The following is a 23,675-nucleotide window of genomic DNA, read 5'->3' on the forward strand; positions in this document are numbered from 1 at the left end:
CGGGGGTGGGGGGATGCACTGGCGTCCTTCCACCCGCCGCTGGATCCCGTCTCCGTCAGCCCGGCGGGATGCGGCCCACCGAGCACAGGGTGCGGATCGAGCCCGATGGATCGGTGTAGCAGCTCGCCGACCACCCGTTCTGCTGGATGAACGACTTGCGCCGCTCGCGGAGCGACGTCTCGTAGGCCTTGCCGATGGCGCTTTGAACCGCACCGGCGTTCTCACCGGTCGCCGCCGCATCGGCAATCGCCAGATCCTGGAAATAGACCGCCGAGGGTGCTGGATCGCCGGAGGCCGCCTGGACGATGGGCTCGGACCTGCAGGTCAGGTCGATCTTCGTGCCGTTCGGGATCTTGAGATCGATGCTCGGCCCTTGCCGCCTGCCGACCTTCGCGCCGATCTCGGAAGCGATTCTCGCCGCCAGTCCGTCGCACTCATCCGCATGGGCTGGGACCGCCACGGACAGGGTGATGGCCGCTGCGAGATAAACCGGCCGCATCACGCTGGAACGGCCGTCGGATTCCGCATCTGCGCCCCGCCCGATCCGGCTCCCTCGCGCGGTTGCGCGCCCGACGCCTCGCGCAGGGAATCCACGGTTTCGTCGGAACCGGGGGCAACGAGATCACGTCGCCGTTCCGCCGTCGGCATCGGCATGCAGACCAGGATGATGGTGCCGAGACCCTCCTCGGACCGGATGCGCAGCGACCCACCATGAAGCTCTGCCATGGAGCGGGCGATGGCGAGCCCCAGGCCGGAGCCCTTATGGGTCCGGGTGAGGTTCGTCTCCACCTGCTGAAACGGTGAGCCGAGACGGCGAAGAGCGGCTTTCGGGATGCCGATCCCGTTATCTTCGATGAAGATGTGGACCCGGTCGCCGGCCGGGCGCGCCTTGACGATGATGCGCCCGTCTCCACCCGGCGTGAACTTCACCGCGTTCTGGATGAGGTTCAGGAGGATTTGATGCAGCGCGCGGCCATCCGCCAGCAGGGTCAGGTCGTCTGAGACGTCGACGTCGATGCTGAGTGATTTCGCCCGGGCCGACTCGGCCACCAGCTTCAATGCGCCCTGGACGGCGGTGTCGAGGGGGACTTCCCGAAGCGCGAGGCGGACGCTGTGCGATTCGATGCGCGACATGTTGAGGATGTCGTCGATGACCGAGAGCAGGTAGTCGCCGCTGGAGCGGATATCCCGGCAATATTCCGTGTAGCGGGGCGATCCCAGCGTTCCGTAGACTCCGCTTTCCATCAACTCCGCGAAGCCCATGATGGCGTTGAGCGGCGTGCGCAGCTCATGGCTCATGGTGGCGAGGAACTCGGATTTCGCCTGGTTGGCGGTTTCGGCCTGGGCCTTCTGGTCGAGGTAGCGTTCGGCGAGGTCCGCGAGCTGCTGGGTCTGCAGTTCGAGGGTCCGGCGCGAGCGCTTGAGGTCCTTGACCGTCTCGATCAGTTCGCGCTCGGAGGCGACGAGCTGCTCCTGCTGGCGCTTGAGGTTGGTGATGTCGGTGCCGACCGAGACGTAGCCGCCGTCCTTGGTCCGCCGCTCGCTGATCTGGAGCCAGCGGCCGTCGGTGAGCTCCGCCTCGAAGGTGCGGGCGGTCGCCGACGAAACCTCGATCTCCCGGAGTTCGCGGCGTACCGGCGGCAGGACGCCCCGGCCCATGATCTCATGGTAGCGCTTGCCCGGAGTCGCATCGTCGGGACTCAGAGCGTGGAGGTGGCGGAATTTCGAATTGCACAGGACGAGGCGGTTGCTCGTATCCCACAGGACGAAGGCTTCCGAGATCGCCTCCACCGCGTCGCGCAGGCGCATGTCGGCGGTGGCGTTGGACTCGGCGAGCTGGCGCTGCTCGGTGACGTCGAGTGCGATGCCGACGAGGTGCCGGCCGCCATCGACCTGATCGGGGACGACCTCGGCGCGGGTGCGCAGCCACATCCAGCCGCCATTGGCGCTGCGCATGCGGAATTCGTGATCGACGGTGGACTGGCTCGCAGCCAACTGGCGGGCCAGGGCGTAGAGGTCCCCGTCATCGGGGTGGACCAGGGCGTTGACGTCGCCGAAGGACAGGAACTCGCGCTCCCGGCGATAACCGAGCAGGGCGTACATCGAATCCGACCAGTAGATCCGGCCGCGCGGAATATCCCAGTCCCACAATCCGCACCGACCGCGACCGAGCGCCGTGTCGAGCCGCTGCTTGATCTGCTCGCACAGCCTGTCGACCGCATAGGCCCGCTGGGTCTGTAGCGCGTAGGCGATGCCGATCCCGACGATCACGAGGGCGGCAGCCGCGTAGAGGACCGCCTGATGCCGCATCCGCGTGGCCCAGGCATCGAGAATGGGGGCGATCGGCTGGATCACCGCAACCTGGCCGCGACCTTTGGGAAGCGTCCGGAGGGCCGCGAAGGCCTGTTCGCCATTGGCGAGGGTCAGCGCCATCACGCCGGCGCGTTCGCCCAGCGTGCTCAGGGCCTGCATCTCTCCAAGGCGGTCCGCGATGGTCCCGCTCAGGTCCGTCAGGGCCGGGTGGGCGCCAAGAAGCGTTTCAGAGGACGAGGCCACCAGGATCTGGCGGCCCGACGGCATCAGCGAGGCGGGGAGCAGAGTCTCCAGACGCGACCGGATCGCGGGCGGCGTCGCTTCCGCGTCCGACATGGCGGCCGTGACGAGCCGCGTGAAGGTCTCCATGTCCGTGACCGCATCGCGCAGGATCTCACTGCGCTCGCCGCGCAATTGAAGCGCTGCGCCGGCCGCCAGACAGACGAGAAAGGTGGCGAGGAAGGCGGGCACCGCATAGCGGAGCCAGATCTCGGCACGGACGAACCGGGTATGAGCCGCAGTCTGAGGGCGGTGAATACCGAGAATCGTATCCGCACGTGCGGAGAGGGAAGCGGAATCCGCCTCCAGCATGACAAGCCCCCGCAGCTGCTGGTGAGTCGTTCGGAGCATGTCGGTGAGTCACGCTCCGAATCGTACTCAATTCAGCATTTCCACAGCCAACTTGTCCACGAAATTCTTGGCCGTCCGCTTGACTCCTGGCGCAGTGTGGCAATCAGATTCAGAGAATCGATGGATCGAATTTAACCTTATTTTCGAGTGTGTTAACCATCACCGAGGGTCCGGGCCAGAATATCAGCCACATCACGGGAAAGCCCTGTCCTGGAGGCAATTTCTCCAAGCGTGGCCTTGGCTTGGCTACGCCGCACCGGCTCCCACATTCGCCACGAACCGAACGCGGTCAAAAGCCGCGCTGCGAGCTGGGGATTCGTTCGATCGGTCGTCTGAACCGCGTCCGCGAGCAGTCTGAAGCCCGCTCCATCGGGTCGGGCGAACTGCGTCGGGTTCGCCATGGCAAAGCTCCCGATCAGTGAGCGTACGCGATTCGGATTGGTGATCGCGAAAGCCGGATGCCGCTGCAGCCTCTCGATTCGCTCGATCGTGCCGTCTTCCGGGATCATCGCCTGGATGGCGAACCACTTGTCGAGAACCAGTGGTTCGTCGGCATAACGGAGGCCGAAGGCGTGGAGCGCGGTTTCTCTGGCCGTTCCCGGGATCGAGGCCAGGACCGAGAGTGCCGCCAGTCGGTCGGTCATGTTGGTGGTGTCAGCGAGTTCGGCAGTGGCGAGCTCGACGCCTCGCTCCCCGTTCGAAGAGGCAATCAGGTCCAGGGCGGCGTTGCGCAGGGCCCGGCGACCCGCCGAGACCGCACCGGGGTCGAATGGCGCGTCCGCCCCGTCCGCCATGGCGGCGCGAAGGGTCTCCAGGCGCGGACCGAGTCCTCGTCCGATCTGGCGCCGCAGGATCTTTCGGGCCCGATGGATCGCATCGGGATCGACATCGGAGCCTAGATCGCCTGCGACGTCGCCTTCGCTCGGGATGCCGAGGACGAGGGCTGCGAATGCAGGATCGCTTGAGGCCTCGGCGTCCAGGAAGGTAGCGAGCGCTTCGATGAAGGCTTGCGCGGCGGGGTCCGTCTCCTCCGTGAGCGATGCGTTGGCTCTCGTGCGTTCGACGATCAGGCGCAGCGCGATGTTCTGCGCAGCCTGCCACCGATTGAAGGCGTCGGTGTCGTGAGCGAGGAGCGTCAGGCGGTCGGCATCGCTCGATGCCATGTCGATGCGAACCGGGGCGGAAAAGCCTCGGAACAAGGACGGGACCGGCCTCTCGGCGACGTCGGTGAAGACGATCTCGTCCGACGTCCGGTCAAGGACGAAGACGCCCTCGCTGACGCGTTCGCAGGAAGCGGCGATCGGGCCGCGCTCGCCGACGAGGCCAAGGGCGATGGGAATGACGAGCGGCGGGCTGTCTTCGGCGTTTGCCAGGCGCTGGCTAAAGCGCAGGCGATAAGTCCGCGCGGCAGCATCGTAATCTCCTTCGACGCTGACCGTTGGTGTTCCCGGACGCTCGTACCATTTCGCGAAAGCCGACAGGTCGTGCCCGGTCTCAGCGGCGAAGGCGGCGAGGAAATCCTCCACCGTGGCGGCTCGTCCGTCGTTCTCGGCGAAATAGCGGTCCATCCCCGCGCGAAAGACGTGGGGCCCGATCAGCGTGCGCAGCATCCGCACGATCTCGGCACCTTTTTCGTAGACCGTTGCCGTGTAGAAATTGTTGATCTCGGCATAGGCCCGGGGCCGGACCGGATGGGCCAGCGGCCCGGCATCCTCCGGGAACTGGCGGGCGCGCAGCGTCCTGACCTCGCCGATGCGATGGACCGCGCGCGAACGCATGTCGGACGAGAATTCCTGGTCGCGGAAGACCGTGAGGCCCTCCTTCAGGCAGAGCTGGAACCAGTCGCGGCAGGTGACGCGGTTGCCCGACCAATTGTGGAAATACTCGTGGGCGATGATCCGCTCGATCGCCGCGTAATCGGCATCGGTGGCCGTCTCGGGGGAGGCGAGGACGTATTTGTCGTTGAAGATGTTGAGGCCCTTGTTCTCCATGGCGCCCATGTTGAAATCGGACACCGCCACGACGTTGAAGACGTCTAGATCGTAGGCGCGGCCGAACGCCTCCTCGTCCCAGGTCATCGAGCGGGCGATGGCGTCGAGGGCATAGGCGGCCCGGTCCGATTTGCCCGGCTCCACGTAGACGGCGAGGGAAACGGGGCGGCCATCCATCGTGGTGAACGGGCGGGACACCCGGTCGAGGCGGCCGCCGACGAGGGCGAAGAGATAGGCGGGCTTCGGGTGCGGATCGCGCCAGATCGCATAATGGCGGCCCGGGCCGGCAGGCCCGGCTTCCGTCAGGTTGCCGTTGCCGAGAAGGACGGGCGCTTCGTCGGCATCGGCCTCGATCCGCGTCGTATAGACCGACATCACGTCGGGCCGGTCGAGGAAGTAGGTGATCCGGCGGAAGCCGTCGGCCTCGCACTGGGTGCAGTAGACGCCGCTCGACCGGTAGAGGCCCATGAGCTTGGTGTTGGCGGTCGGGTCGATCCGCGTCTCGATCGCCAGCGTGAAGGGCTTTTGCGGCGGCTCATGCACCGTCAGCGCCGAGGCGGTGGCGGAATAGGCCACCGGATCGAGGATTTCGCCGTCGAGGGACAGCCGCGTCAGCGTGAGATCGTCACCGTCCAGCACCAGGGGCGCGTTCGGGCGTCCGTCCGGGTTCGGGCGCAGGGCCAGGGTCGCGACGATCCGCGTCTCACGGGGATGGAGCCGAACGTCGAGTGCCACCGTGTCGATGAAGTGGTCGCTCGGCCGGTAATCCTCGAGACGGATCAGGGTCGGGCTTTCGGTGCGCATGCGGTTGGTCCTGATCGGGAGCGAGGACTAAGAACGGCTCCGCGTCGTCGGCCCGCTCGGCTTCCACCCTCAAGGTATGAGGGGGGGCGGGAGCGTCGGGGGCATCGCGGCGTTGACGCCCGGCATAGCCGGGCCACATAGGCGGCATCAACCGGAGACGACCCAGCCCATGGAATACCTGCACACGATGGTCCGCGTGGCGGATCTCGACAAGGCGCTCGCCTTCTACGTGGACACGTTCGGCCTGCGCGAAACCCGCCGGGTTGAGAACGAGAAGGGCCGCTTCACCCTCGTCTTCCTCGCCGCCCCCGGCGATTACGACACGGCCCTGGAGACGAAGGCGCCCCAGGTGGAGCTCACCTACAACTGGGATCCGGAGACCTATTCCGGCGGGCGCAATTTCGGTCACCTCGCCTATCAGGTGGACGACATCTACGCCTTCTGCGCGCGCCTGCAGGACAAGGGCGTGACCATCAACCGGCCGCCGCGCGACGGCTACATGGCCTTCGTGAAGTCGCCTGACGGGATCTCCATCGAGATCCTGCAGAAGGGCGAGGCCAAGGCGCCGCAGGAGCCGTGGGCCTCCATGGAGAATACCGGCTCCTGGTAGGACGGCGAGATCGCGGGGCGCGTCATCGCGCGCCCCGCGATCTCGGTTTTAGATCTATGCGCCGCCCGCTTCGCTGGCCGGTGTGATGCCGAGTTCGGCGAGCTTGGCCGAGACGGCTTCGATCGGCCGCTTGAGCTTCAGGCTGATGATGGAGACCGGCACGCGCTCGCGCGCCAGCGTCCGGAGTTCGGATACGTTTTCGAGCGTCCAGGCCGAATCGCTCGTTGCCATGGTCACCTCCTCACGTGGGCGGGCCGCCGCGATGGGCGTGGCCCTATTCGATGAGCTAGGGCCGCGTGGATCGTCGAGCAAGCCGCCGAACAAAATCCCGCCATGGCGCCCGGATGGGCATCCGGCTCCTTGACCTCGGGCGCGATGGCGGCGCACATCCGCGCCGGATCAGTCGGCCGGGCGGCCGCTCCGGTGCGAACCGGGGAGGAAAGTCCGGGCTCCATGGAGAGACGGTGCCGGATAACGTCCGGCGGGGGCGACCCCAGGGACAGTGCCACAGAGAGCAGACCGCCCTGCTTCATGCAGGGTAAGGGTGAAAGGGTGCGGTAAGAGCGCACCGCGGACGCGGCAACGCAGACGGCACGGCAAACCCCACCGGGAGCAAAACCGAATAGGGGCGACACGCCTTCTCCCGAAAGGGATGGGGCAGGCCCTCTCTCCAGGCTCGTCGCCCGGGTTGGTTGCTCGAGGCGTTCGGTAACGAACGTCCCAGAGGAATGGCCGCCACGTCCGGAAGTTCGCTTCCGGGCCCTACAGAACCCGGCTTAAAGGCCGGCTGATCCTCTTTCCGCCGGCATCGGCCAGCGCTTGGCGAGCTCTCTCACACCCAACGAATACGCTGCATAAAACCGACGAAACTTACCGTCGGTTAACCTTGCTGAGGTCTGATCGGACTCGGCGGCTCACATGCGAGTCCGCGCGTTGACGGTGCTCAGAGGCTCATGTTACCCGGAATCACTTCGTCAGCGGCGATTTTGGGAACGGCGGACGCGCTGCGCGCTCGCCGGGGGCGAAGTGCGGGCCGCGTCCGCGACGTCTCCTCTTTCTTTGCCGTTCCGTCTCCTCCGGCCGCCTCGAAGCGGTCGATGCCCGCCGCAGGGACGCATGCGTCACATCCCATCTTCCGCCGCCGCCTGGCGTCCCCGACTCGTTCCAGCCCGGTGCGGGTCTCCGCGATCGGTTCCGTTCCGACCCGCTGGTCGGGTTTCGGCATGACGCTCCCTCATGCCGCCGCCGCCGGCGCGGTTTCCGCTGCGCCGCATATTCCCGTCCTAATCGCCGAAGTCGTGGCATCGCTCGCACTTCCGGGCACATCCCTTGTTGTCGACGGAACCTTCGGTGCAGGCGGCTACACCCGCGCGATGCTGCAAGCCGATCCAGGGATCCGCGTGCTCGCGATCGACCGCGATCCCACTGCCATCGCAAGTGGCGCCGGCCTCGTCGCAGCTTCCAAAGGGCGTTTGACCCTCGTGCCGGGCCGGTTCGGCACGCTGGATACGCTTGTCCGGGAGCAAGGCATCGAATCTGCCGACGCCGTCGTCCTCGATATCGGCGTCTCCTCGATGCAGATCGACCAGGCCGACCGCGGCTTCTCGTTCCGCAACGATGGGCCCTTGGACATGCGCATGGAGCGCGCCGGCCAGAGCGCCGCCGACCTCGTCAATGGCGCCGAGGAGGCGACGCTGGCCGACATCATCTACCATTACGGCGAGGAGCGCCGCTCGCGGGCGGTGGCCCGCGCCATCATCGAGGCCAGGCGGAAAGGCCCGATCGAGACCACGGCGGCGCTCGCCGAGATCGTGTCGAGCGTGGTCTGGGCGGATCCCGCCAGCGGAATCCATCCGGCCACCCGGACGTTCCAGGGGCTGCGCATCGCCGTGAACGACGAATTGGGCGAACTCGTCCAGGCGCTCCATGCCGCCGAGCGAATCCTCCGGCCGGGCGGACGCCTCGCCGTGGTCACCTTCCATTCCCTGGAAGACCGTATCGTCAAACAGTTCTTCTCCGCGCGCAGCGGTCGAGCGGCCCAGGCCTCCCGTCATCTGCCAAGCGCCGATGCGCCGACCCCGCGCAGCTTCACCATGGTGACGAAGGGCCCGGTGACGGCCTCCGACTCCGAGGTTCATGCCAATCCCCGCTCGCGCTCGGCCAAGCTCCGGGCAGCGGAGCGGACCATGGCGCCGGCCGCGCCGCCGCTGGCGGCCATCGAAGCGCTGGCGGCTCTTCCCGCCCAGCGCGGTCACCTCGTCTCGAAGAGCGGTGGAGTGCGTCGGTGATCCGTCTGCTGAACGTCGTCGCCATTCTCGGACTGATCGGCTCGGCGATTTACGCCTACTCGATCAAGTACGACACGCTGTACCAGGCCGGTCAGGTCTCGAAGGCCAAAAGCCAGCTCCACAAAGAGCGGCAGGCTATCGCGGTGCTCCGGGCCGAGTGGCAGCTCCTGACCCGGCCAGACCGCCTTCAGGCCGCCGTCGAGCGTCATCTTGCCCTGGAGCCCATCGGCGTGAATCATCTCGGCCGTCTCTCCGACCTGCCGATGCGCCCCGACCGCGGTGACGAGATCGGTCGCCTGCTGGCCGCCACCGCAACGCCCAAGGAAAAATCTTCGGCGAAGACTGCCGATGAGCCGAGGACGACCGGGTCGATCACCACGCGTACGACCACCACCAAGCCGACTGTGACCGCGTCGACGATCAAGACGACCACCGTCCAAACCACCAGAACGCCCAATACGGTTTCGAGGTAGTCCCGTGTCAGACGAGACCGTTCACGATCACACGCTCCACGCCGCCGACGAGGCCGGTGATGCTCTTCCGCAGGAAGGCGCTCCGCAGCCCGTGGCCGCCACGCGCCCGCCTTGGACGCCGATGGGCTTGGTGCGGGCGATGTTCCACCTCGCTATCGAGCGGTCCTATGCTCGCGTCGGCCTCGTCGGCCTCGGTTTCGCGCTGGTGTTCCTGACCATCGCCGGCCGATTGGTGGCGATGGCGGCCTTCCCTCAGGCCGATAACGGAGACAACCGCGTCGCCGCCGCGGCCACCACGGCGATCCGCCCCGACATTGTCGACCGCAACGGTGAGATCCTGGCCACAGACATCCGCACCGTGTCGGTCTTCGCCGAGCCGAAGAACATCTACGATAAGGACGAGGCGGTCGAGCTTCTCACTGCCGTCCTACCCGAGCTCAACGCCACCGATCTGCGTGCCAAGCTCTCGACGAAGAAGGGCTTCGTCTGGGTCAAGCGCGAGATCACCCCGAAGCAGCAGCTCGAAGTGCATCGCCTCGGCATTCCCGGCGTCGGCTTCCTGCCCGACCACAAGCGCGTCTACCCGAACGGTACGGCGGCGGCCCATATCCTGGGTGTGACCAACCTCGACAATATCGGCATCGCCGGTATCGAGAAGTACATCGACAATACCGGCCTGAAGGACCTGAACAGCCTCGGCTTCGTCGCTAAGGCCACCGACCTGCGGCCGGTTCAGCTCTCCATCGACCTGCGGGCCCAGTTCGCCCTGCGCGACGAGCTGGCCTGGGGCGTCGATCACTTCAAGGCCAAGGCCGCGGCAGGCCTGATCCTCGACGTGACCACCGGCGAGGTGATTGCACTCGCCTCCCTGCCGGATTTCGACCCGAACAACCCGGCCGAGGCCAACAATCCCGACCGGATCAACCGGATGAATGTCGGCGTCTACGAGATGGGCTCGACCTTCAAGGCGATGACCCTCGCCATGGCGCTCGATTCCGGCAAGTACAACGTCAACTCGACCTTCGATACGCGCGGCGGCGTGCTGACCTGGGGCCGGCAGAAGATCCACGAATATCACGGTACCAACCGCACCATCACCATGCCGGAGGTGTTCACGCACTCCTCCAACATCGGCTCGGCCAAGATGGCGCTCGGCATCGGCGTGCCAGGTCACAGGGCCTTCCTGAAGAAGATGGGCCTCACCGACCGGATGCGGACGGAGTTGCCCGAAAGCGCCGAGCCCATCGTTCCCTCGCGCTGGACCGAGATCAACACCATCACCATCGCGTTCGGTCACGGCCTCGCGGTCGCGCCGCTCCAGGCGGCGGCGGCGGTGGGCGCGATCACGAACGGCGGTAACCTGATCGTGCCGACCTTCCTTAAGACGACGGAAGCCGAGGCGCTAAAGAAGGCGACCCGCGTGCTCAAGCCCGAGACCAGCGAGGCGATGCGCTTCATCATGCGCCTCAACGCGGTGGAAGGCTCGGCCAAGAAGGCGTCGATCCCGCTCTACTATGTCGGCGGCAAGACCGGCACGGCGGAGAAGGTCATTCACGGCCGCTACGTCAAGAACCGCCTGTTCACGACCTTCATGGCAGCCGCGCCCATGAACAACCCGAAATACCTGTTCGTCACCATCATGGACGAGCCGCAGGGCCTGCCGGAATCCGGCGGCTACGCCACCGCCGCCTGGAATTCGGGCGTCGTGACCGGCCGGGTGATCGAGCGCGTCGCCCCGATCATCGGTCTGCCGCCGCAATTCGATCCGCCGGTGAAGCCATTCCCCCTGATGGTGAAGCTCGGCGCCTATCACGCGACGATGCTCGACCCGCGATGAGCGACATGAATCTCGGTTCGCTGTTCCCGGACCTCGATGTCGGGCCGGCCTCCAGCGCGATCGTGACTGGCATCACGGCCGATAGCCGCCGGGTCGTTCCCGGCGGCGTCTTCGTGGCGGTGCCCGGCACGCGGGTGGACGGCAAGGTCTTCGCCGCCAAGGCCTTCACGGATGGCGCCGTCGCCATCCTGGGGGAGGGCGATCGGCCCGCCGACCTGCCGGCAGAGGCTCTCTGGATCGCCGTTCCCGACGTGCGACGGGCCCTGGCGCTCGCCGCCGCGCGCTTCTCCGGGCGCCAGCCGGAGACCGTGATCGCCGTGACCGGTACCAGCGGCAAAAGCTCGGTGGCCGATTTCGTCCGCCAGATCCTGTCGCGTCTTTTCCTTCCTTCTGCCAGCCTCGGCACGGTAGGGGTCGTCACCGATCGGGGGGCCGAATACGGCTCGCTGACGACGCCCGATCCGGTCTCGCTGCACGAGATCCTGGCGCGGCTGGCCGATGACGGCATCACGCATCTGGCCATGGAAGCGTCTTCGCACGGGATCGAGCAGCACCGACTCGATGGCGTGAGGCTCGCCGTCGCCGGTTTCACCAATCTCGGGCGCGACCACCTCGATTACCACGCCACCATCGAGGACTATCTCCAGGCCAAGTTGCGGTTGTTCACGACGTTGCTGCCTGCCGGCAGGCCCGCCGTGATCAATGCGGACGGCCCCTATTCCGAGCGCGTCATCGAGGTGGCGCGGGAAGCCGGGCACGACGTCCTGACCACCGGCCGGACAGGCGAGACGATCCGTCTTCTGGATGCCCGCACCGAGGGGTTCTCCCAGGCCCTCACCATCCGCCTGCACGGTGAGGCCGCGACCCGTCGCGTTGCGCTTCCCCTCGTGGGCGCCTTCCAGGTGGAGAACGCGCTCCTCGCCGCCGGCCTCGTCGGCGCCGCCATCGGCCGCGACCGCATGGCGGACATTCTCGCCACCCTCGAACACCTCACCGGCGTGCCCGGCCGCATGGAACGGATCGGCGAGGTCAACGGCGCCCTCTGCCTCGTGGATTACGCCCACAAGCCCGAAGCCCTGGAGAGCGTGCTCGATGCGCTCCGCCCCTTCGCGACAGGTCGCCTGACTTGCGTATTCGGCTGCGGCGGCGACCGCGACACCGGCAAGCGCCCGCTCATGGGCGCCATCGCGGCGCGGAAAGCCGACCTCGTCATCGTCACCGACGACAATCCGCGCAGCGAGGATCCGGCCTCGATCCGCGCCGCCATTCTCGCCGCCTCTCCCGGCGCCATAGAGATCGGCGACCGGGCCGAGGCGATCCAGACCGCCGTGCGCGGGCTCCGGGCCGGCGACGTGCTGGTGGTGGCCGGCAAGGGTCATGAAACCGGCCAGATCGTGGGCACACAGGTGCTCCCGTTCTCGGATCACGCAGTTGTCCGGTCAGCGATCGCGGAGGTGGGGGCGTGAGATCGAGTCAGGGTGAAACGCTGTCTTCAGCGCGTCTCTCCCTCCCCCCTTTGCGGGGGAGGGTGCCTGCGGAGCAGGCGGGAGAGGGGACGACCTCTCCGGAACTGGCGCTCCCCTCTCCCGACCCGCTTCGCGGGCCACCCTCCCCCGCAGAGGGGGGAGGGTACGCGCGCGGTCGCCCCATGCATGAGTCCGCCCGATGACGACGCCCCTCTGGACCCCCGAAGCCCTGGAAGCCGCTACCGGCGGCACCTTGCGCGGCAACCCGAAGCCGATCACCGGCGCTTCCATCGATACGCGGACGCTGCAGCCGGGCGACCTGTTCTTCGCCATTCGCGGTGAGGCGCGGGACGGTCACGATTTTGTTCGCGATGCCCTGGCGCGTGGTGCCGGGGCGGCCGTGGTCGCCGCCGACCGAGCCGGGGAGTTCGCCGGGGCAGGGGGCCTTCTCGCGGTATCGGGGACGAGCGAGGACCCGATCCTCGACGCCATGCGGGCTCTGGGCCAGGCCTCGCGCGCCCGCAGCCAGGCCGGCATCGTCGCCGTCACCGGCTCGGTGGGCAAGACCGGCACGAAAGAGGCTCTGCTGCACGTCCTCTCGGCTCTGGGCGAGACCCATGCCTCCATCGCCTCCTACAACAACCATTGGGGCGTGCCCCTGACTTTGGCGCGGATGCCGGCCGAGAGCCGTTACGGCGTGTTCGAGATCGGCATGAATCATCCGCGCGAGATCGTGCCGTTGACCGCCATGGTCCGGCCCGACATCGCGCTGATCACCACGGTCGAGCCGGTTCACATCGAGCACTTCGCCTCGCTCTCGGCCATCGCCGATGCCAAGGGTGAGATCTTTTCCGGGTTGAGTACGGGCGGGACCGCCATCATCAACCGCGACAATCCGAGTTATCCGCGTCTGCTCGCCCATGCGCATGCCTCGAAGGCGGGGCGGGTCGTCACGTTCGGTGAGCACGAGGAGGCGGATGTCCGCGCCCTTCGCATCGTCATGCGGCCCGATCTCTCGGTGGTGGATTCGGTGGTGATGGGCGTCCCCGTCACCTACCAGCTCGGCACGCCGGGCCGGCACGTGGCGATGAACTCCCTCGGCGTCATGGCGGTGGTTCATGCTCTCGGGGCCGATCTCGCCCGCGCTGCCCTGTCGCTCGCCGCGCTGAAACCGCCGGTGGGGCGTGGCGAGCGCACGGCCTTGCGGCTCAAAGAGGGCGAGGCCTTCCTGGTGGACGAGAGTTACAACGCCAACCCGGCTTCGGTGCGGGCGGCTCTGGCCACCTTGTCGGGAATCGAGACAGGGCCGCGCGGGCGCCGCATCGCGGTCCTAGGCGACATGCTCGAACTCGGCGCTTCGGCCGAAGATCACCACCGCGCGCTCGCCTCCGCCGTGGAGGCGGGCGGGATCGACCTCGTCTTCACCGCCGGCCCGATGATGCGGCATCTGTTCGAGGCGCTGCCGGTGAGCCGGCGCGGCGTCTCGGCGGGCGTTTCGTCGGATCTGGTCGATCCGCTCATCGGCGCCCTCCGCGCCGGAGACGCTGTCATGGTGAAGGGGTCGAACAGCATCCGCATGGGTCACATTGTCGAAGCTCTCAAAGCCCGCTACGCGGACGCGGTGGACCGCGCCGAGTCGGCGCAGGCCGCGATCCGCCAATAGACCTCCGTGTCAGGCCCGGCCTCGCACCGGGTTCGCCCGCCAGCCGGGTGCACGGCGGGGATGGAAAGGCGCGCGGCCTCCTCCAACCCCGATGATCCATTCTCAGACAAACCGCGACCGGGTGTCGGATGCTGTATCTCCTGTCGGACCTGAGCGGCACGCTCTCGCCCCTCAACGTCTTCCGCTACATCACCTTCCGCACCGGCGGCGCGCTGTTCACGGCGGGCCTGTTCGTGTTCTGGTTCGGGCCACTCATCATCTCGCTGCTGCGCCTGCGCCAGGGCAAGGGGCAGCCAATCCGCGAGGACGGTCCGCAGACTCATCTGACCAAGCGCGGCACGCCGACCATGGGCGGGCTGATGATCCTGGCCGGCGCCATCGTGGCGATCCTGCTCTGGGCCAACCCGCGCAATCACTTCGTCTGGGTAACCCTCGCGGTGACCCTGGGCTTTGGCGCCATCGGCTTCTACGACGATTACCTCAAGGTGACGAAGCAGTCGCATAAGGGGTTCTCTGGCAAGTTCCGGCTCCTGCTCGAAGCCGCTATCGCCATCTCGGCCTGCACCCTGATCTCGTATTATTCGGCGCCCGCGCTCCAGAACCAGCTCGCCTTCCCGGTCTTCAAGGATGCCCTGCTGAATCTCGGCTGGTTCTACGTGCTGTTCGCCGGCTTCGTCATCGTTGGTGCCGGAAACGCCGTGAACATCACCGACGGCCTCGACGGCCTCGCCATCGTGCCGGTGATGATCGCCTGTGGAACCTTCGGGGTCATCGCCTATCTGGTCGGCAACGTCTTCACCGCCGGATACCTCCAGGTGAACTACGTCCGCGACACCGGCGAACTCGCGGTCGTCTGTGGTGCAGTCATCGGGGCGGGGCTCGGCTTCCTGTGGTTCAACGCCCCCCCGGCGCAGATCTTCATGGGCGATACCGGCTCGCTCGCCCTCGGCGGCCTGCTCGGCACCGTGGCGGTCGCCACCAAGCACGAGATCGTCCTCGCCATCGTCGGCGGCCTGTTCGTCTTGGAGATCATGTCGGTGATCATCCAAGTCGCCTCGTTCAAGCTCACTGGCAAGCGCGTCTTCCGCATGGCGCCGATCCACCACCATTTCGAACAGAAGGGCTGGAAGGAGCCGCAGGTCGTCATCCGGTTCTGGATCATCGCCGTGATCCTGGCACTGGCCGGCCTCGCGACGCTGAAGCTGCGCTGAGCGTCGTATGACGGTTCGTCACAACTGGTCTTCCTCCCGCCGATCCACCTCGTCCTGAGGCGCCGCAGCGGAGCGGAGGCCTCGAAGGAGCCCTCCACTTCGTACATTGGGCTCTGAAGGCCTCCTTCGAGGCCCGCTCGCGCGGGCACCTCAGGATGAGGTAGAGGGAGGGGGACAGAGATCAGAGCATTGGCGAGTTCGAGACCCGCATGACCCCCGCCACCACCTTCGCCGGCCGCACGGTCGCCCTGTTCGGCCTCGGCGGCTCCGGCCTCGCCACGGCGGTCTCGCTCCAGGCCGGGGGCGCCCACGTCGTCGCCTGGGACGACAGTACCGAGAGCCAGGCAAAGGCGCGAGAACAGGGCGTCACCGTTGCGGATCTGCGCAGCGCAGACTGGTCGGGTTTTGCCGCCTTGATCCTGGCGCCCGGCGTACCGCTGACCCATCCCGTACCCCATTGGAGCGTCGGTCTCGCCGAGGCCGCCGGGATAGAAATTATCGGCGATGTCGAGCTGTTCTGCCGCGAGCGGGCGAAGACCGCCCCCGATGCACCTTTCGTCGCCATCACCGGCACGAACGGCAAGTCGACCACCACGGCGCTGATCGCTCATATCCTGGCCAAAGCGGGCCGTGACGTGCAGATGGGCGGGAATATCGGCACCGCGATCCTGTCACTGGAGGCACCGGCGCCGGGGCGCTGTCACGTCATCGAACTGTCCTCGTTCCAGATCGACCTGACGCCGTCGCTGGCTCCGAGCATCGGCGTGCTCCTGAACATCACGCCCGACCATCTCGACCGCCACGGCACGATGGAGAATTATGCGGCGATCAAGGCGCGCCTCGTCAACGGCTCCGCCCTCGCGGTGGTCGGGGTCGACGACGAGCCGAGCCGCGCCATCGCCGACCGGCATAGGGGGGCGCTCGTGCGGATCGGCGTCGCGGTGCAGGACGTGGATGGGCTGACCGTCCGCGACGGGATCGTGGCCGGGCGCTCCGCGGAGGCCATCGCGGATGTCTCCGGCATCGGATCGCTCCGGGGCGCCCATAACTGGCAGAACGCCGCCGTCGCCATCGCCGTGGCCCAAGCTCTCGCCGTGACCGATGGGCAGATCGCATCGGCACTCGTGAGTTTCCCGGGCCTGCCGCACCGGATGGAGGAGGTCGGCCGGCGCGGCCGGGTCCTGTTCGTCAACGATTCCAAGGCGACCAACGCGGATTCCACCGAGAAGGCCCTCACCGCCTTCCGCGACATCCACTGGATCCTCGGTGGCAAGCCGAAAGAGGGTGGTATCGACCTGCTGGAGCCGCTGTTCGACCGCGTCGCCCACGCCTACCTCATCGGCTCGGCCAGCGACGTCTTCGCCGCGACACTGGAGGGGAGGGTGCCCTATACGCGCTGCGGCACTCTGGATGTGGCGACGAAGCAAGCGGCGGAGGCTGCTGCGAGATCAGAGGCGCCGGAGCCGGTGGTCCTCCTCTCGCCGGCCTGTGCCTCCTACGACCAGTTCAAGAGTTTCGAAGATCGGGGCGACCAGTTCCGCGCGCTCGTGCGGCGGCTGATCGGGTAATCCGACGCCGGACCCCGTTTTCCGCGACTGGCTTTATCGGGATTTAACCGGCCCGGACTCATCATTCGCTGCGACCGGCATCATGCCGCTGGCGAGGCCGCGCCCTGTGAAACAGATCGTTTCCGTTCAGATCCTGCGAGGACTGGCGGCATTCATGGTCGTTTTCGGCCATGCCCAGCATCACACCCTCGTGCAGACGTTGAAGCTCGGCGGTTCGTTCGAGCGTGTTCATCTGTTACCTTGGCGTGCTGGTGTCGATATCTTCTTCGTCATCTCCGGTTTCATCATGGTCTACGCGTCCGAAGATCTATTTGGACGAAAGGGTGCATCGGTCGAGTTTTTGGCGCGGCGAGTGGCGCGGATCGTCCCGCTCTATTGGATGTTCACGGCCTTCTACACCCTGTTTCTCGTGATCGCGCTCGTGGGCACGACTAAGGACTTTCCAGGCTGGCCGAACATCGTCGCATCCTTTGCCTTCTGGCCAGCCTATGCCACGGGGCATGAGGCTCCAATGCCCGTCTTCGAACTCGGATGGACGCTGAATTACGAGATGTTTTTCTATGTCGTCTTCGCGGTCTTCATCGGCTTGCGACGTAGTCGGACGGTGATCGTTGTGGCGGCCCTGCTCGGTGGACTCGTTCTCATGGGATTCGTCCTGCAGCCGAGTGCCGCCGCCCCGTTCTTCTGGACCCGCCCGATCGTTCTCGAATTTGTCTTCGGCATGGGGATCGCTCTGCTCCTCCGCCATGGTGTGGTTTTATCGGGACTGATCCGGGGAGCCTTTCTCGTCAGCGGGGTCGCCATCCTGATAGCCGACCCGATCGACTCGTCGCATCAGGCCATCGATTGGACGACGCCCAACGACGCCTGGCGCGTCCTCGGCTGGGGACTCCCTGCAGCTTTGATCGTCTGCGCAGCCGTCCTCGGCCGTCAGGGGCAGCCCTCCCGTCTCTCCAAGCTCGGGGTCCATCTGGGCGACGCATCGTATGCACTCTATCTGAGCCATCCTTTCGTGATCGTCGGGATCCGCAAGGCCATGCAATGGGCAGGCTTCGATGAAACGACTAGGGCTTGGCCGACGCTCGCCTTCACGGTCGTATCCTGCTGTGTCTTTGCCGTGTTCGTACACCGGTTCGTGGAACGGCCGGTGACCCGCTTCATCCAGGGAATCCTGGTCCGCCCCCGGCCTCCCAGGACAGCGACAGCCTGACGCTTGGGCGACGGTCCTCAGCATGCGAGGGACGCAACGCCGCCTGCTTAAGCCTTCGCTGACGGGACTGCCTCATGCTGAGGCCGGGCGCTTATCCTGAGGCGGGTTGGACGGGTGAAATGGCGGCAGGCGGGAGATGGAGTGCAGAAGAGGTTGGCGTCACTCTGACGTCGGCTGATTCTCGCCGTGTCTCTTCGGGGCCGCTGCATACCCTCGGTCACGCCTTGTTGGCGCTGGTCATCTTCTTCACGTGCTTCACCTTCATGAAGCCGTCGCCCTATGATTTTCTGGCATTGCCGACGATCGCGTTGTGGTTCCTGCTGGGGATCAGGTTCTATCGTTCGACGATCGTCATCGTAGCGCTTCTGCTGATCTATCTGGTGGCGATCGTCATCGCGCTGATCCCCTATCTCGACGAGAGCAATTCGGTCGATTGGACCTATCAGGCCGTCTATCTCGGGTTGACCGGGATCTTCTTCGTGATGTTCTTCTCGGACGAGACGTCCGATAGGGTCGGTTTCGTCCTCAAGGCTTACCTCGCGGGAGCCCTCTTCGCCGCGATCTGCGGCATCTTCAGCTATTTCGACGTGCTCGGCGAAGACGTGCTGTTCAAGATGGACGGACGCGCCTCGGGCGTGTTCCAGGACCCCAATCTGCTCGGATCCTTCCTGATCCTGTCAGTGCTGTATCTCATCCGCAGGATGCTGGTGGGGGAGACGCGAGAGATGTTCCTGTCGGCAATGGCGCTGCTCGTCCTGCTGGCCTGCGTCTTCCTCTCGTTCTCGCGCGGATCCTGGGGAGCGTGCCTCCTCGGCATCTGCCTGACGATCGGCCTCACATGGGCAACCTCTCCGTCGCGGGCCGTCCGGCGGCGCATCGCCCGGTTGTCGGCCCTCACCGTCCTCGTCGGCGCGCTCCTGATCGGCGGCCTCCTGTCGATGGAGGGTGTCTCCGAGCGGTTCACCGATCGGGCGCAGGTCACGAAGGATTACGACGAAGGCGAGACCGGACGGTTCGGCAACCAGCGCCGCGGCATCCCGATGCTCATCGATCGCCCCCTCGGTTTCGGGCCGCTGAGATGGCGCGTGGTCTTCGATCTAGAGCCGCACAATTCTTATATCGGCAGTTTCGCGAATGGCGGGTGGCTCGGCGGTTTCGCTTTCGTCTCCATCGTCCTGACATCGATCTTCGTCGGGTTTCGCCTGTGCCTTAAACCGTCGCCCTATCAGGGGCTCGCCCAGATCGTGTTTCCGGCCCTTCTGATGTTCTTCCTCCAGGCATTTCAGATCGATATCGAGAAGTGGCGTCACCTCTATATGATGCTTGGAATGGTATGGGGGCTCGAGGCGGCCCGCGTTCGCTGGCTGTCTCAACAGCGATCGACCATCTGAAGTCTCACGCTGGGTCCATTGCCGTGGCAGCGAAGTCTCGCCGGCGATGGAATGATGCTGTGCGCCGTCGAGAGTGAGGCGGCGGAGGGCGAAATTCTCATGCGAGACATAGAACGTTATCCTTGCGACCCGCACATGTGATGCTCCGCAAGGCTGCCGCCGCAGCTCAACGAGGCCCGATCCTTGATCACGCCGTCTCATGAAGCCGAGCGCGTCGCCGCGCTTCACGGCCTGGGTATCCTCGATACGCCCCCCGAAGAGCATTTCGAGGCGGTGTCGCGCACGGCCAAACGCCTTTTCGGGGTCGAGAAGGCCTATGTCGCCCTCATCGACTCCGACCGGCAGTGGATCAAGTCGGACTGCGATCTCGGCCGCAAGGAGATGCCGCGCCTCGAATCGTTCTGCCATCACACCATCGCCGGTGGCGACATGCTCGTGGTGCCGGATGCGCGCCTCGATCCGCGCTTCGCCGGGAACCCCCTGGTGACCGGCCCCGATCCCATCGTCTTCTACGCGGGCGTACCACTGTGCCTCGAATCGGGTTTCCGCGTTGGCTCGTTCTGTCTCATGCACAGCACTCCGCGCCCGTTCGGCGTGGAGGATGAAGCGGCTCTGCACGACCTCGCTGCCACCGTCACCGCCCATCTTCGCCTCGCGGACGCCCATGTGAGGCTGGTCCGCGAGGCCGAGGAACGCGCGGCCCATCAGGCGACCATCGCCGACCAGCGGGAAGAGTTGCAGCAGCGCCAGAGCGCGCTCGCCAGCGCGCATCACCTGCTCGCCATGGCGGAAGAGGTTGCCGGGATCGGGCATTGGCGCGTTCGGCTCGCCGATGGCCAGACCTTCTGGTCCACCGGCATCTACGGGATTGCCGGGCTCGATCCCGCGACCTCCGCGCCGACATTCGACGGGGCCATCGATCTGCATCATCCCGACGACCGTGAGCTGGTTCGGTCCAGCATCTCCAATGCGCTGGAGCGAAGAGGTGCTTTCGCCTTCGAAGCGAGGATGGTTCGTCCCACGGGAGAAATCCGGACGATGGTGGTTCGTGGCATCTGCGAATGCGACGTGGCGGGTCTGACCGTGGGTCTGGTCGGCACCGCCATCGACGTGACGGACGCCCGGAATTCCGACGCCGCCCTGCGGGAGCGGACGAGCCAGTTCCGCCGTCTCGTGGACGCGGTGAGCGATTGCGCCTTCGTCACCCTCGACCGGACCGGTCATGTCGCCAACTGGAACAGCGGAGCGGAGCGTATCACCGGCTATTCCGCCCAGGATGCCATCGGGCGTCACGTCTCGCGCTTCTACACGAGGGAGGGGCTCGAAGCGGGGGCCCCGCGTATCGCGCTTGCGACCGCCGCGTATGAAGGGAAGGTCAAATTCGAGTGCTGGCGGGTTCGCCGAGACGGCTCCCAATTCTTCGCCAGTGTCGCCATCGACGCCATCCGCGACGAACAAGGGTCCGTGGTCGGCTATGCTGAGATCACCCGCGACATCACCGAGCGTCGGGCGGCCGAACTCGAACTCCAGCGCAGCGAAGATCGCTACCGCACTCTCGCGGAGGCGCTGCCCGCGTTGATCTGGACGACGCGTCCACCGGACGGGACGGCGACCTATGTGAATCCCGCCTTCACGGATTTCTATGGCGCTATCGGTCCCGAGAGGCCCGAGCGTACGGCGCGCAACCATCCCGACGATGCCGAACGGATGGAGGTCGCTTGGCGGACCGCCCACAAACGGGGGCGGACCTTTATGGTGGAGGGACGCCTGCGCCGCCACGACGGCGTCTACCGCTGGCACAAGATCGTGATGATTCCGATCCCGACCCATGACGACCGGGCGCCCGACGACGCCGAATGGCTCGGCACTGCCCTCGACATCGACGACATCATCACCGCGCGTCAGCGCTTGGAGGAGACGTCCGACCTGCTCCGCATCGCCCAGACGGCGGCCGATGCCGGTACCTGGGACCTCGACCTCCGGACGGACGCGATCACGCTCAGCCAGAAAGCCCTGGGCCTGTTCGGCATCCCCGGGGAGGACGCCCAGGCGATGCCGGTCCGGGACTGGATCCGGCTCGTCCATCCCGACGACAGGCAGGCGGTCCGAGAGGAAGCAGCCCACGCGATCCGGAACCAGCTCAACTACGTCGCGGAATACCGCATCCTCGTGGAAACCGAGCAGCGCTGGATCTCCACCTGCGGACGCGTACTCTACGACGTAACTGGCGCGCCCTATCGTATGGTCGGCCTGCATTTCGACATCACCGAACGAAAGACCGTAGAAGCCGCATTGCAGGCCGCGACAGCCAGGGCCGAGGGGGCGAGCGCTGCGAAGAGCGAGTTCCTCGCTGCTATGAGCCACGAAATCCGCACGCCGCTGAACAGTATCCTCGGCTATGCCGACCTCCTGCTGGAGGAGCCGAGTCGGACGCCCGACGACAGGCACCGCCTCGAATTGATCCATGGTGCGGGCAATGCGCTCCTCACCATCGTCAACGATGTACTGGACTTCTCGAAGATCGAGGCGGGGCAGTTCACGCTGGAATTGCTGCCGTTCCCGTTGCGCGACCTGATCGAGAACACCGTGGAGATCGTGCGCGGCAGTGCGCTCAAGAGCCCCGTGACCATCCTCTCGCGGCTCGACCCCGCGCTGCCGCCCTGGACCATGGGCGATGCGAACCGGCTCAGGCAGGTTCTGCTCAACCTGCTCAATAACGCGGTGAAGTTCACACTCTCCGGGTCCGTCACCCTCAATGTCAGCCAATGCGGCGAGGAGGCAGCTGGTCCGGTCCTGCGCTTCGAGGTGGTGGATACCGGCATCGGCATCTCGGCGGAGCAGCAGGAGCGCCTGTTCCAGCGCTTCAGCCAAGTCGATTCCTCGATCAGCCGCCGCTTCGGCGGTACCGGTCTCGGACTCGCGATCTGCCGTCGCTTGGTCTCGATGATGGACGGTGAGATCGGTGTCACCAGCACTCCCGGGCAAGGATCGACCTTCTGGTTCACTCTCGTCCTGCCGCGCGCCGACGCAGCGAGCGGTGTCGCTGTAGAGGAAGCGGGAACGCAGCCTGTCCGGGCCTCCGGGTCATCGAGAAGGGCACGGATTCTCGTCGCCGAGGATGTGCCGGTGAACCAGGCCTTGGCCCGGGCGGTCCTCGAACTCGCGGGCCACAACGTCGAGGTCGTGGGCGACGGCGCCGAAGCGGTGACCGCGGTCCGGGATGCCGCGGAAGGACCTAAGGCTTATGATCTTGTGCTGATGGACGTGCAGATGCCGGGCATGGACGGGCTTACCGCCACGCGCCTCATCCGCGCTCTGCCTGCGCCCGCCTGTACGGTACCGATCATCGCCATGACGGCCAATGTCCTGCCGCAGCAACTCGCTGCTTTGACCGCAGCCGGCATGAACGACCACGTCGGCAAGCCATTCAAGCGCGACGCGCTCTATGCCGCCATCGCCCGCTGGACCGATCCTTCGGCTACCCTCGATGCGCCGGATTCCCCGCCCATTCTCGACCGGGAGATCTTCGACACGTTGAAGGACATGGTGGGGCCGGAGCGAGCCACCGCGCTTCTGTCCATGCTGGCAGATGAACTCGTCGACCGGTTCGGGGCCCCTCCGGACTCGGTCGACCTATCTGGCATCGATCCGCCGGAACTCGCCTACGATGCCCATGTCATGGTGTCCGCCGCCGGGCTGCTCGGCTTCGTCGGATTGTCCGACCTCTGCCGAGAGATCGAGAACGCTTGCCGCAACGGGGACGATCTGGCGCCGCTGATCCACCGCCTCGCCGTGGTCCGGGACGGCACGCTCGGAACGATCAGGACGTTGCAGGCCGCTTGACCGTTCCGGCCAGGCTCATTCGTCCGCGGGGACCGGCTCGTCTTCCGGTTCCGGCTCTGCCGTCCAGGCGGTGGCAAAGGCGGCCAATTGCATCGCATCCTTGAAGGCCATCACCGAGACGCTGCGTTCCGTCGGCATCGCGCCCGGATAGGGAGCGATCAGCACGGTTTCCTGCGATAGGCGTGCGCCCGGCGCTTTCTCGGCGATCCAGGCCTCGGCCTCGGTGCACAGCCGTGCGGGATCCGAAGGATGGCGCGCCCGGGAATCCGAGCGCAGCACCAGGACGTAGGGGCCAAGGGTAGGATTGCGCTGCTGCAGGCCCTGGATGATATCGATCATGCTCGTGTCTCGTCACGTTTCTGCCGTGGGCGAGGCGC

The 23,675-nt window shown here is 66.3% G+C and carries 15 protein-coding genes, 1 other RNA gene and 1 pseudogene; 12 read left to right on the forward strand and 5 right to left on the reverse strand.

Translation table 11 applies throughout. The annotated features are described in order from the left end of the window. Positions 1-55: 55 nt before the first annotated feature. From IPV08_RS01390 to pepN, 3 genes are all read right to left on the reverse strand, one after another. Positions 56-502, reverse strand: coding sequence for a hypothetical protein (locus IPV08_RS01390; RefSeq protein ID WP_207410277.1), 447 nt, complete (start codon positions 500-502; stop codon positions 56-58). Continuing rightward, entirely contained in the window at positions 499-2,904 is a 2,406-nt protein-coding gene (locus IPV08_RS01395) for an ATP-binding protein (protein ID WP_207410424.1), read from the reverse strand. Before IPV08_RS01395 ends, IPV08_RS01390 begins: the two co-directional genes overlap by 4 nt. 191 nt (positions 2,905-3,095) lie before the next feature. Beyond that, positions 3,096-5,738 (reverse strand): aminopeptidase N, encoded by a 2,643-nt coding sequence (gene pepN, locus IPV08_RS01400; RefSeq protein WP_207410279.1) that lies wholly within the window; start codon positions 5,736-5,738, stop codon positions 3,096-3,098. 169 nt (positions 5,739-5,907) lie between these two features. Here pepN and IPV08_RS01405 point away from each other — a divergent pair, with 169 nt between their 5' ends. Continuing rightward, positions 5,908-6,348: a VOC family protein gene (locus IPV08_RS01405; protein WP_018045183.1), complete on the forward strand. Its 441-nt coding sequence runs from the start codon at positions 5,908-5,910 to the stop codon at positions 6,346-6,348. Positions 6,349-6,402: 54 nt separating this feature from the next. Here IPV08_RS01405 and IPV08_RS01410 read toward each other — a convergent pair whose 3' ends face one another. Beyond that, positions 6,403-6,579: a hypothetical protein gene (locus tag IPV08_RS01410; protein ID WP_200925922.1), complete on the reverse strand. Its 177-nt coding sequence runs from the start codon at positions 6,577-6,579 to the stop codon at positions 6,403-6,405. A gap of 168 nt (positions 6,580-6,747) precedes the next feature. On the opposite strand from IPV08_RS01410, the gene rnpB reads away from it, so the two are divergent. The 11 genes and pseudogenes from rnpB (at position 6,748) to IPV08_RS01465 (ending at position 23,298) form a co-directional block, all read left to right on the forward strand. After that, an RNA gene (rnpB, locus tag IPV08_RS01415) (RNase P RNA component class A) lies at positions 6,748-7,143 on the forward strand. Between the two features lie 428 nt (positions 7,144-7,571). Further along, positions 7,572-8,636 carry a 16S rRNA (cytosine(1402)-N(4))-methyltransferase RsmH gene (gene rsmH, locus IPV08_RS01420; protein ID WP_207410281.1) on the forward strand — a complete coding sequence of 355 codons (1,065 nt, stop codon included), beginning with the start codon at positions 7,572-7,574 and terminating at the stop codon, positions 8,634-8,636. Further along, the gene (locus IPV08_RS01425; RefSeq protein ID WP_207410283.1) at positions 8,633-9,109 is read left to right on the forward strand and encodes a hypothetical protein; all 477 of its coding nucleotides are present in this window, start codon (positions 8,633-8,635) and stop codon (positions 9,107-9,109) included. Before rsmH ends, IPV08_RS01425 begins: the two co-directional genes overlap by 4 nt. A 121-nt stretch (positions 9,110-9,230) precedes the next feature. Beyond that, complete coding sequence (locus tag IPV08_RS01430) at positions 9,231-10,946, forward strand: penicillin-binding protein 2 (RefSeq protein WP_210348164.1); 1,716 nt, start codon at positions 9,231-9,233, stop codon at positions 10,944-10,946. Further along, on the forward strand, positions 10,943-12,412 hold the full coding sequence (locus IPV08_RS01435) for a UDP-N-acetylmuramoyl-L-alanyl-D-glutamate--2,6-diaminopimelate ligase (RefSeq protein WP_207410285.1): 1,470 nt from the start codon (positions 10,943-10,945) through the stop codon (positions 12,410-12,412). The genes IPV08_RS01430 and IPV08_RS01435 overlap by 4 nt, the downstream gene beginning before the upstream one ends. Before the next feature lie 199 nt (positions 12,413-12,611). After that, a complete protein-coding gene (locus tag IPV08_RS01440) occupies positions 12,612-14,075 on the forward strand; it encodes a UDP-N-acetylmuramoylalanyl-D-glutamyl-2,6-diaminopimelate--D-alanyl-D-alanine ligase (protein WP_207410287.1) in 1,464 nt (487 codons plus the stop codon). Positions 14,076-14,203: 128 nt separating this feature from the next. After that, the gene (gene mraY / locus IPV08_RS01445; protein WP_056432110.1) at positions 14,204-15,286 is read left to right on the forward strand and encodes a phospho-N-acetylmuramoyl-pentapeptide-transferase; all 1,083 of its coding nucleotides are present in this window, start codon (positions 14,204-14,206) and stop codon (positions 15,284-15,286) included. 182 nt (positions 15,287-15,468) lie between these two features. Further along, positions 15,469-16,854, forward strand: a pseudogene (gene murD / locus IPV08_RS01450) (UDP-N-acetylmuramoyl-L-alanine--D-glutamate ligase); the annotation flags it as partial. A gap of 82 nt (positions 16,855-16,936) precedes the next feature. Beyond that, a complete protein-coding gene (locus tag IPV08_RS01455) occupies positions 16,937-18,064 on the forward strand; it encodes an acyltransferase (RefSeq protein WP_281435303.1) in 1,128 nt (375 codons plus the stop codon). Between the two features lie 227 nt (positions 18,065-18,291). Further along, positions 18,292-19,455, forward strand: a complete 1,164-nt coding sequence (locus IPV08_RS01460) for an O-antigen ligase family protein (protein ID WP_246747710.1) — start codon at positions 18,292-18,294, stop codon at positions 19,453-19,455. A 183-nt stretch (positions 19,456-19,638) separates the two neighbouring features. Beyond that, the gene (locus IPV08_RS01465) at positions 19,639-23,298 is read left to right on the forward strand and encodes a PAS domain S-box protein (protein ID WP_207410293.1); all 3,660 of its coding nucleotides are present in this window, start codon (positions 19,639-19,641) and stop codon (positions 23,296-23,298) included. A gap of 15 nt (positions 23,299-23,313) precedes the next feature. On the opposite strand, the gene IPV08_RS01470 is transcribed toward IPV08_RS01465, so the two are convergent. Further along, a complete protein-coding gene (locus IPV08_RS01470) occupies positions 23,314-23,637 on the reverse strand; it encodes a hypothetical protein (protein WP_207410295.1) in 324 nt (107 codons plus the stop codon). Between the last annotated feature and the right edge of the window lie 38 nt (positions 23,638-23,675).

It is taken from the genome of Methylobacterium sp. SD274, assembly GCF_017355285.1.
Classification (GTDB): Bacteria; Pseudomonadota; Alphaproteobacteria; order Rhizobiales; family Beijerinckiaceae; genus Methylobacterium.

What these genes read in the sequence shown, in the direction of transcription:
- IPV08_RS01395 (WP_207410424.1), bottom strand. Translation starts at nt 2,904, where the DNA reads ATGCTGGAGGCGGATTCCGCTTCCCTCTCCGCACGTGCGGATACGATT.
- pepN (WP_207410279.1), bottom strand. Translation starts at nt 5,738, where the DNA reads ATGCGCACCGAAAGCCCGACCCTGATCCGTCTCGAGGATTACCGGCCG.
- IPV08_RS01405 (WP_018045183.1), top strand. Translation starts at nt 5,908, where the DNA reads ATGGAATACCTGCACACGATGGTCCGCGTGGCGGATCTCGACAAGGCG.
- IPV08_RS01410 (WP_200925922.1), bottom strand. Translation starts at nt 6,579, where the DNA reads ATGGCAACGAGCGATTCGGCCTGGACGCTCGAAAACGTATCCGAACTC.
- rsmH (WP_207410281.1), top strand. Translation starts at nt 7,572, where the DNA reads ATGACGCTCCCTCATGCCGCCGCCGCCGGCGCGGTTTCCGCTGCGCCG.
- IPV08_RS01430 (WP_210348164.1), top strand. Translation starts at nt 9,231, where the DNA reads ATGGGCTTGGTGCGGGCGATGTTCCACCTCGCTATCGAGCGGTCCTAT.
- IPV08_RS01435 (WP_207410285.1), top strand. Translation starts at nt 10,943, where the DNA reads ATGAGCGACATGAATCTCGGTTCGCTGTTCCCGGACCTCGATGTCGGG.
- IPV08_RS01440 (WP_207410287.1), top strand. Translation starts at nt 12,612, where the DNA reads ATGACGACGCCCCTCTGGACCCCCGAAGCCCTGGAAGCCGCTACCGGC.
- mraY (WP_056432110.1), top strand. Translation starts at nt 14,204, where the DNA reads ATGCTGTATCTCCTGTCGGACCTGAGCGGCACGCTCTCGCCCCTCAAC.
- IPV08_RS01455 (WP_281435303.1), top strand. Translation starts at nt 16,937, where the DNA reads ATGCCGCTGGCGAGGCCGCGCCCTGTGAAACAGATCGTTTCCGTTCAG.
- IPV08_RS01470 (WP_207410295.1), bottom strand. Translation starts at nt 23,637, where the DNA reads ATGATCGATATCATCCAGGGCCTGCAGCAGCGCAATCCTACCCTTGGC.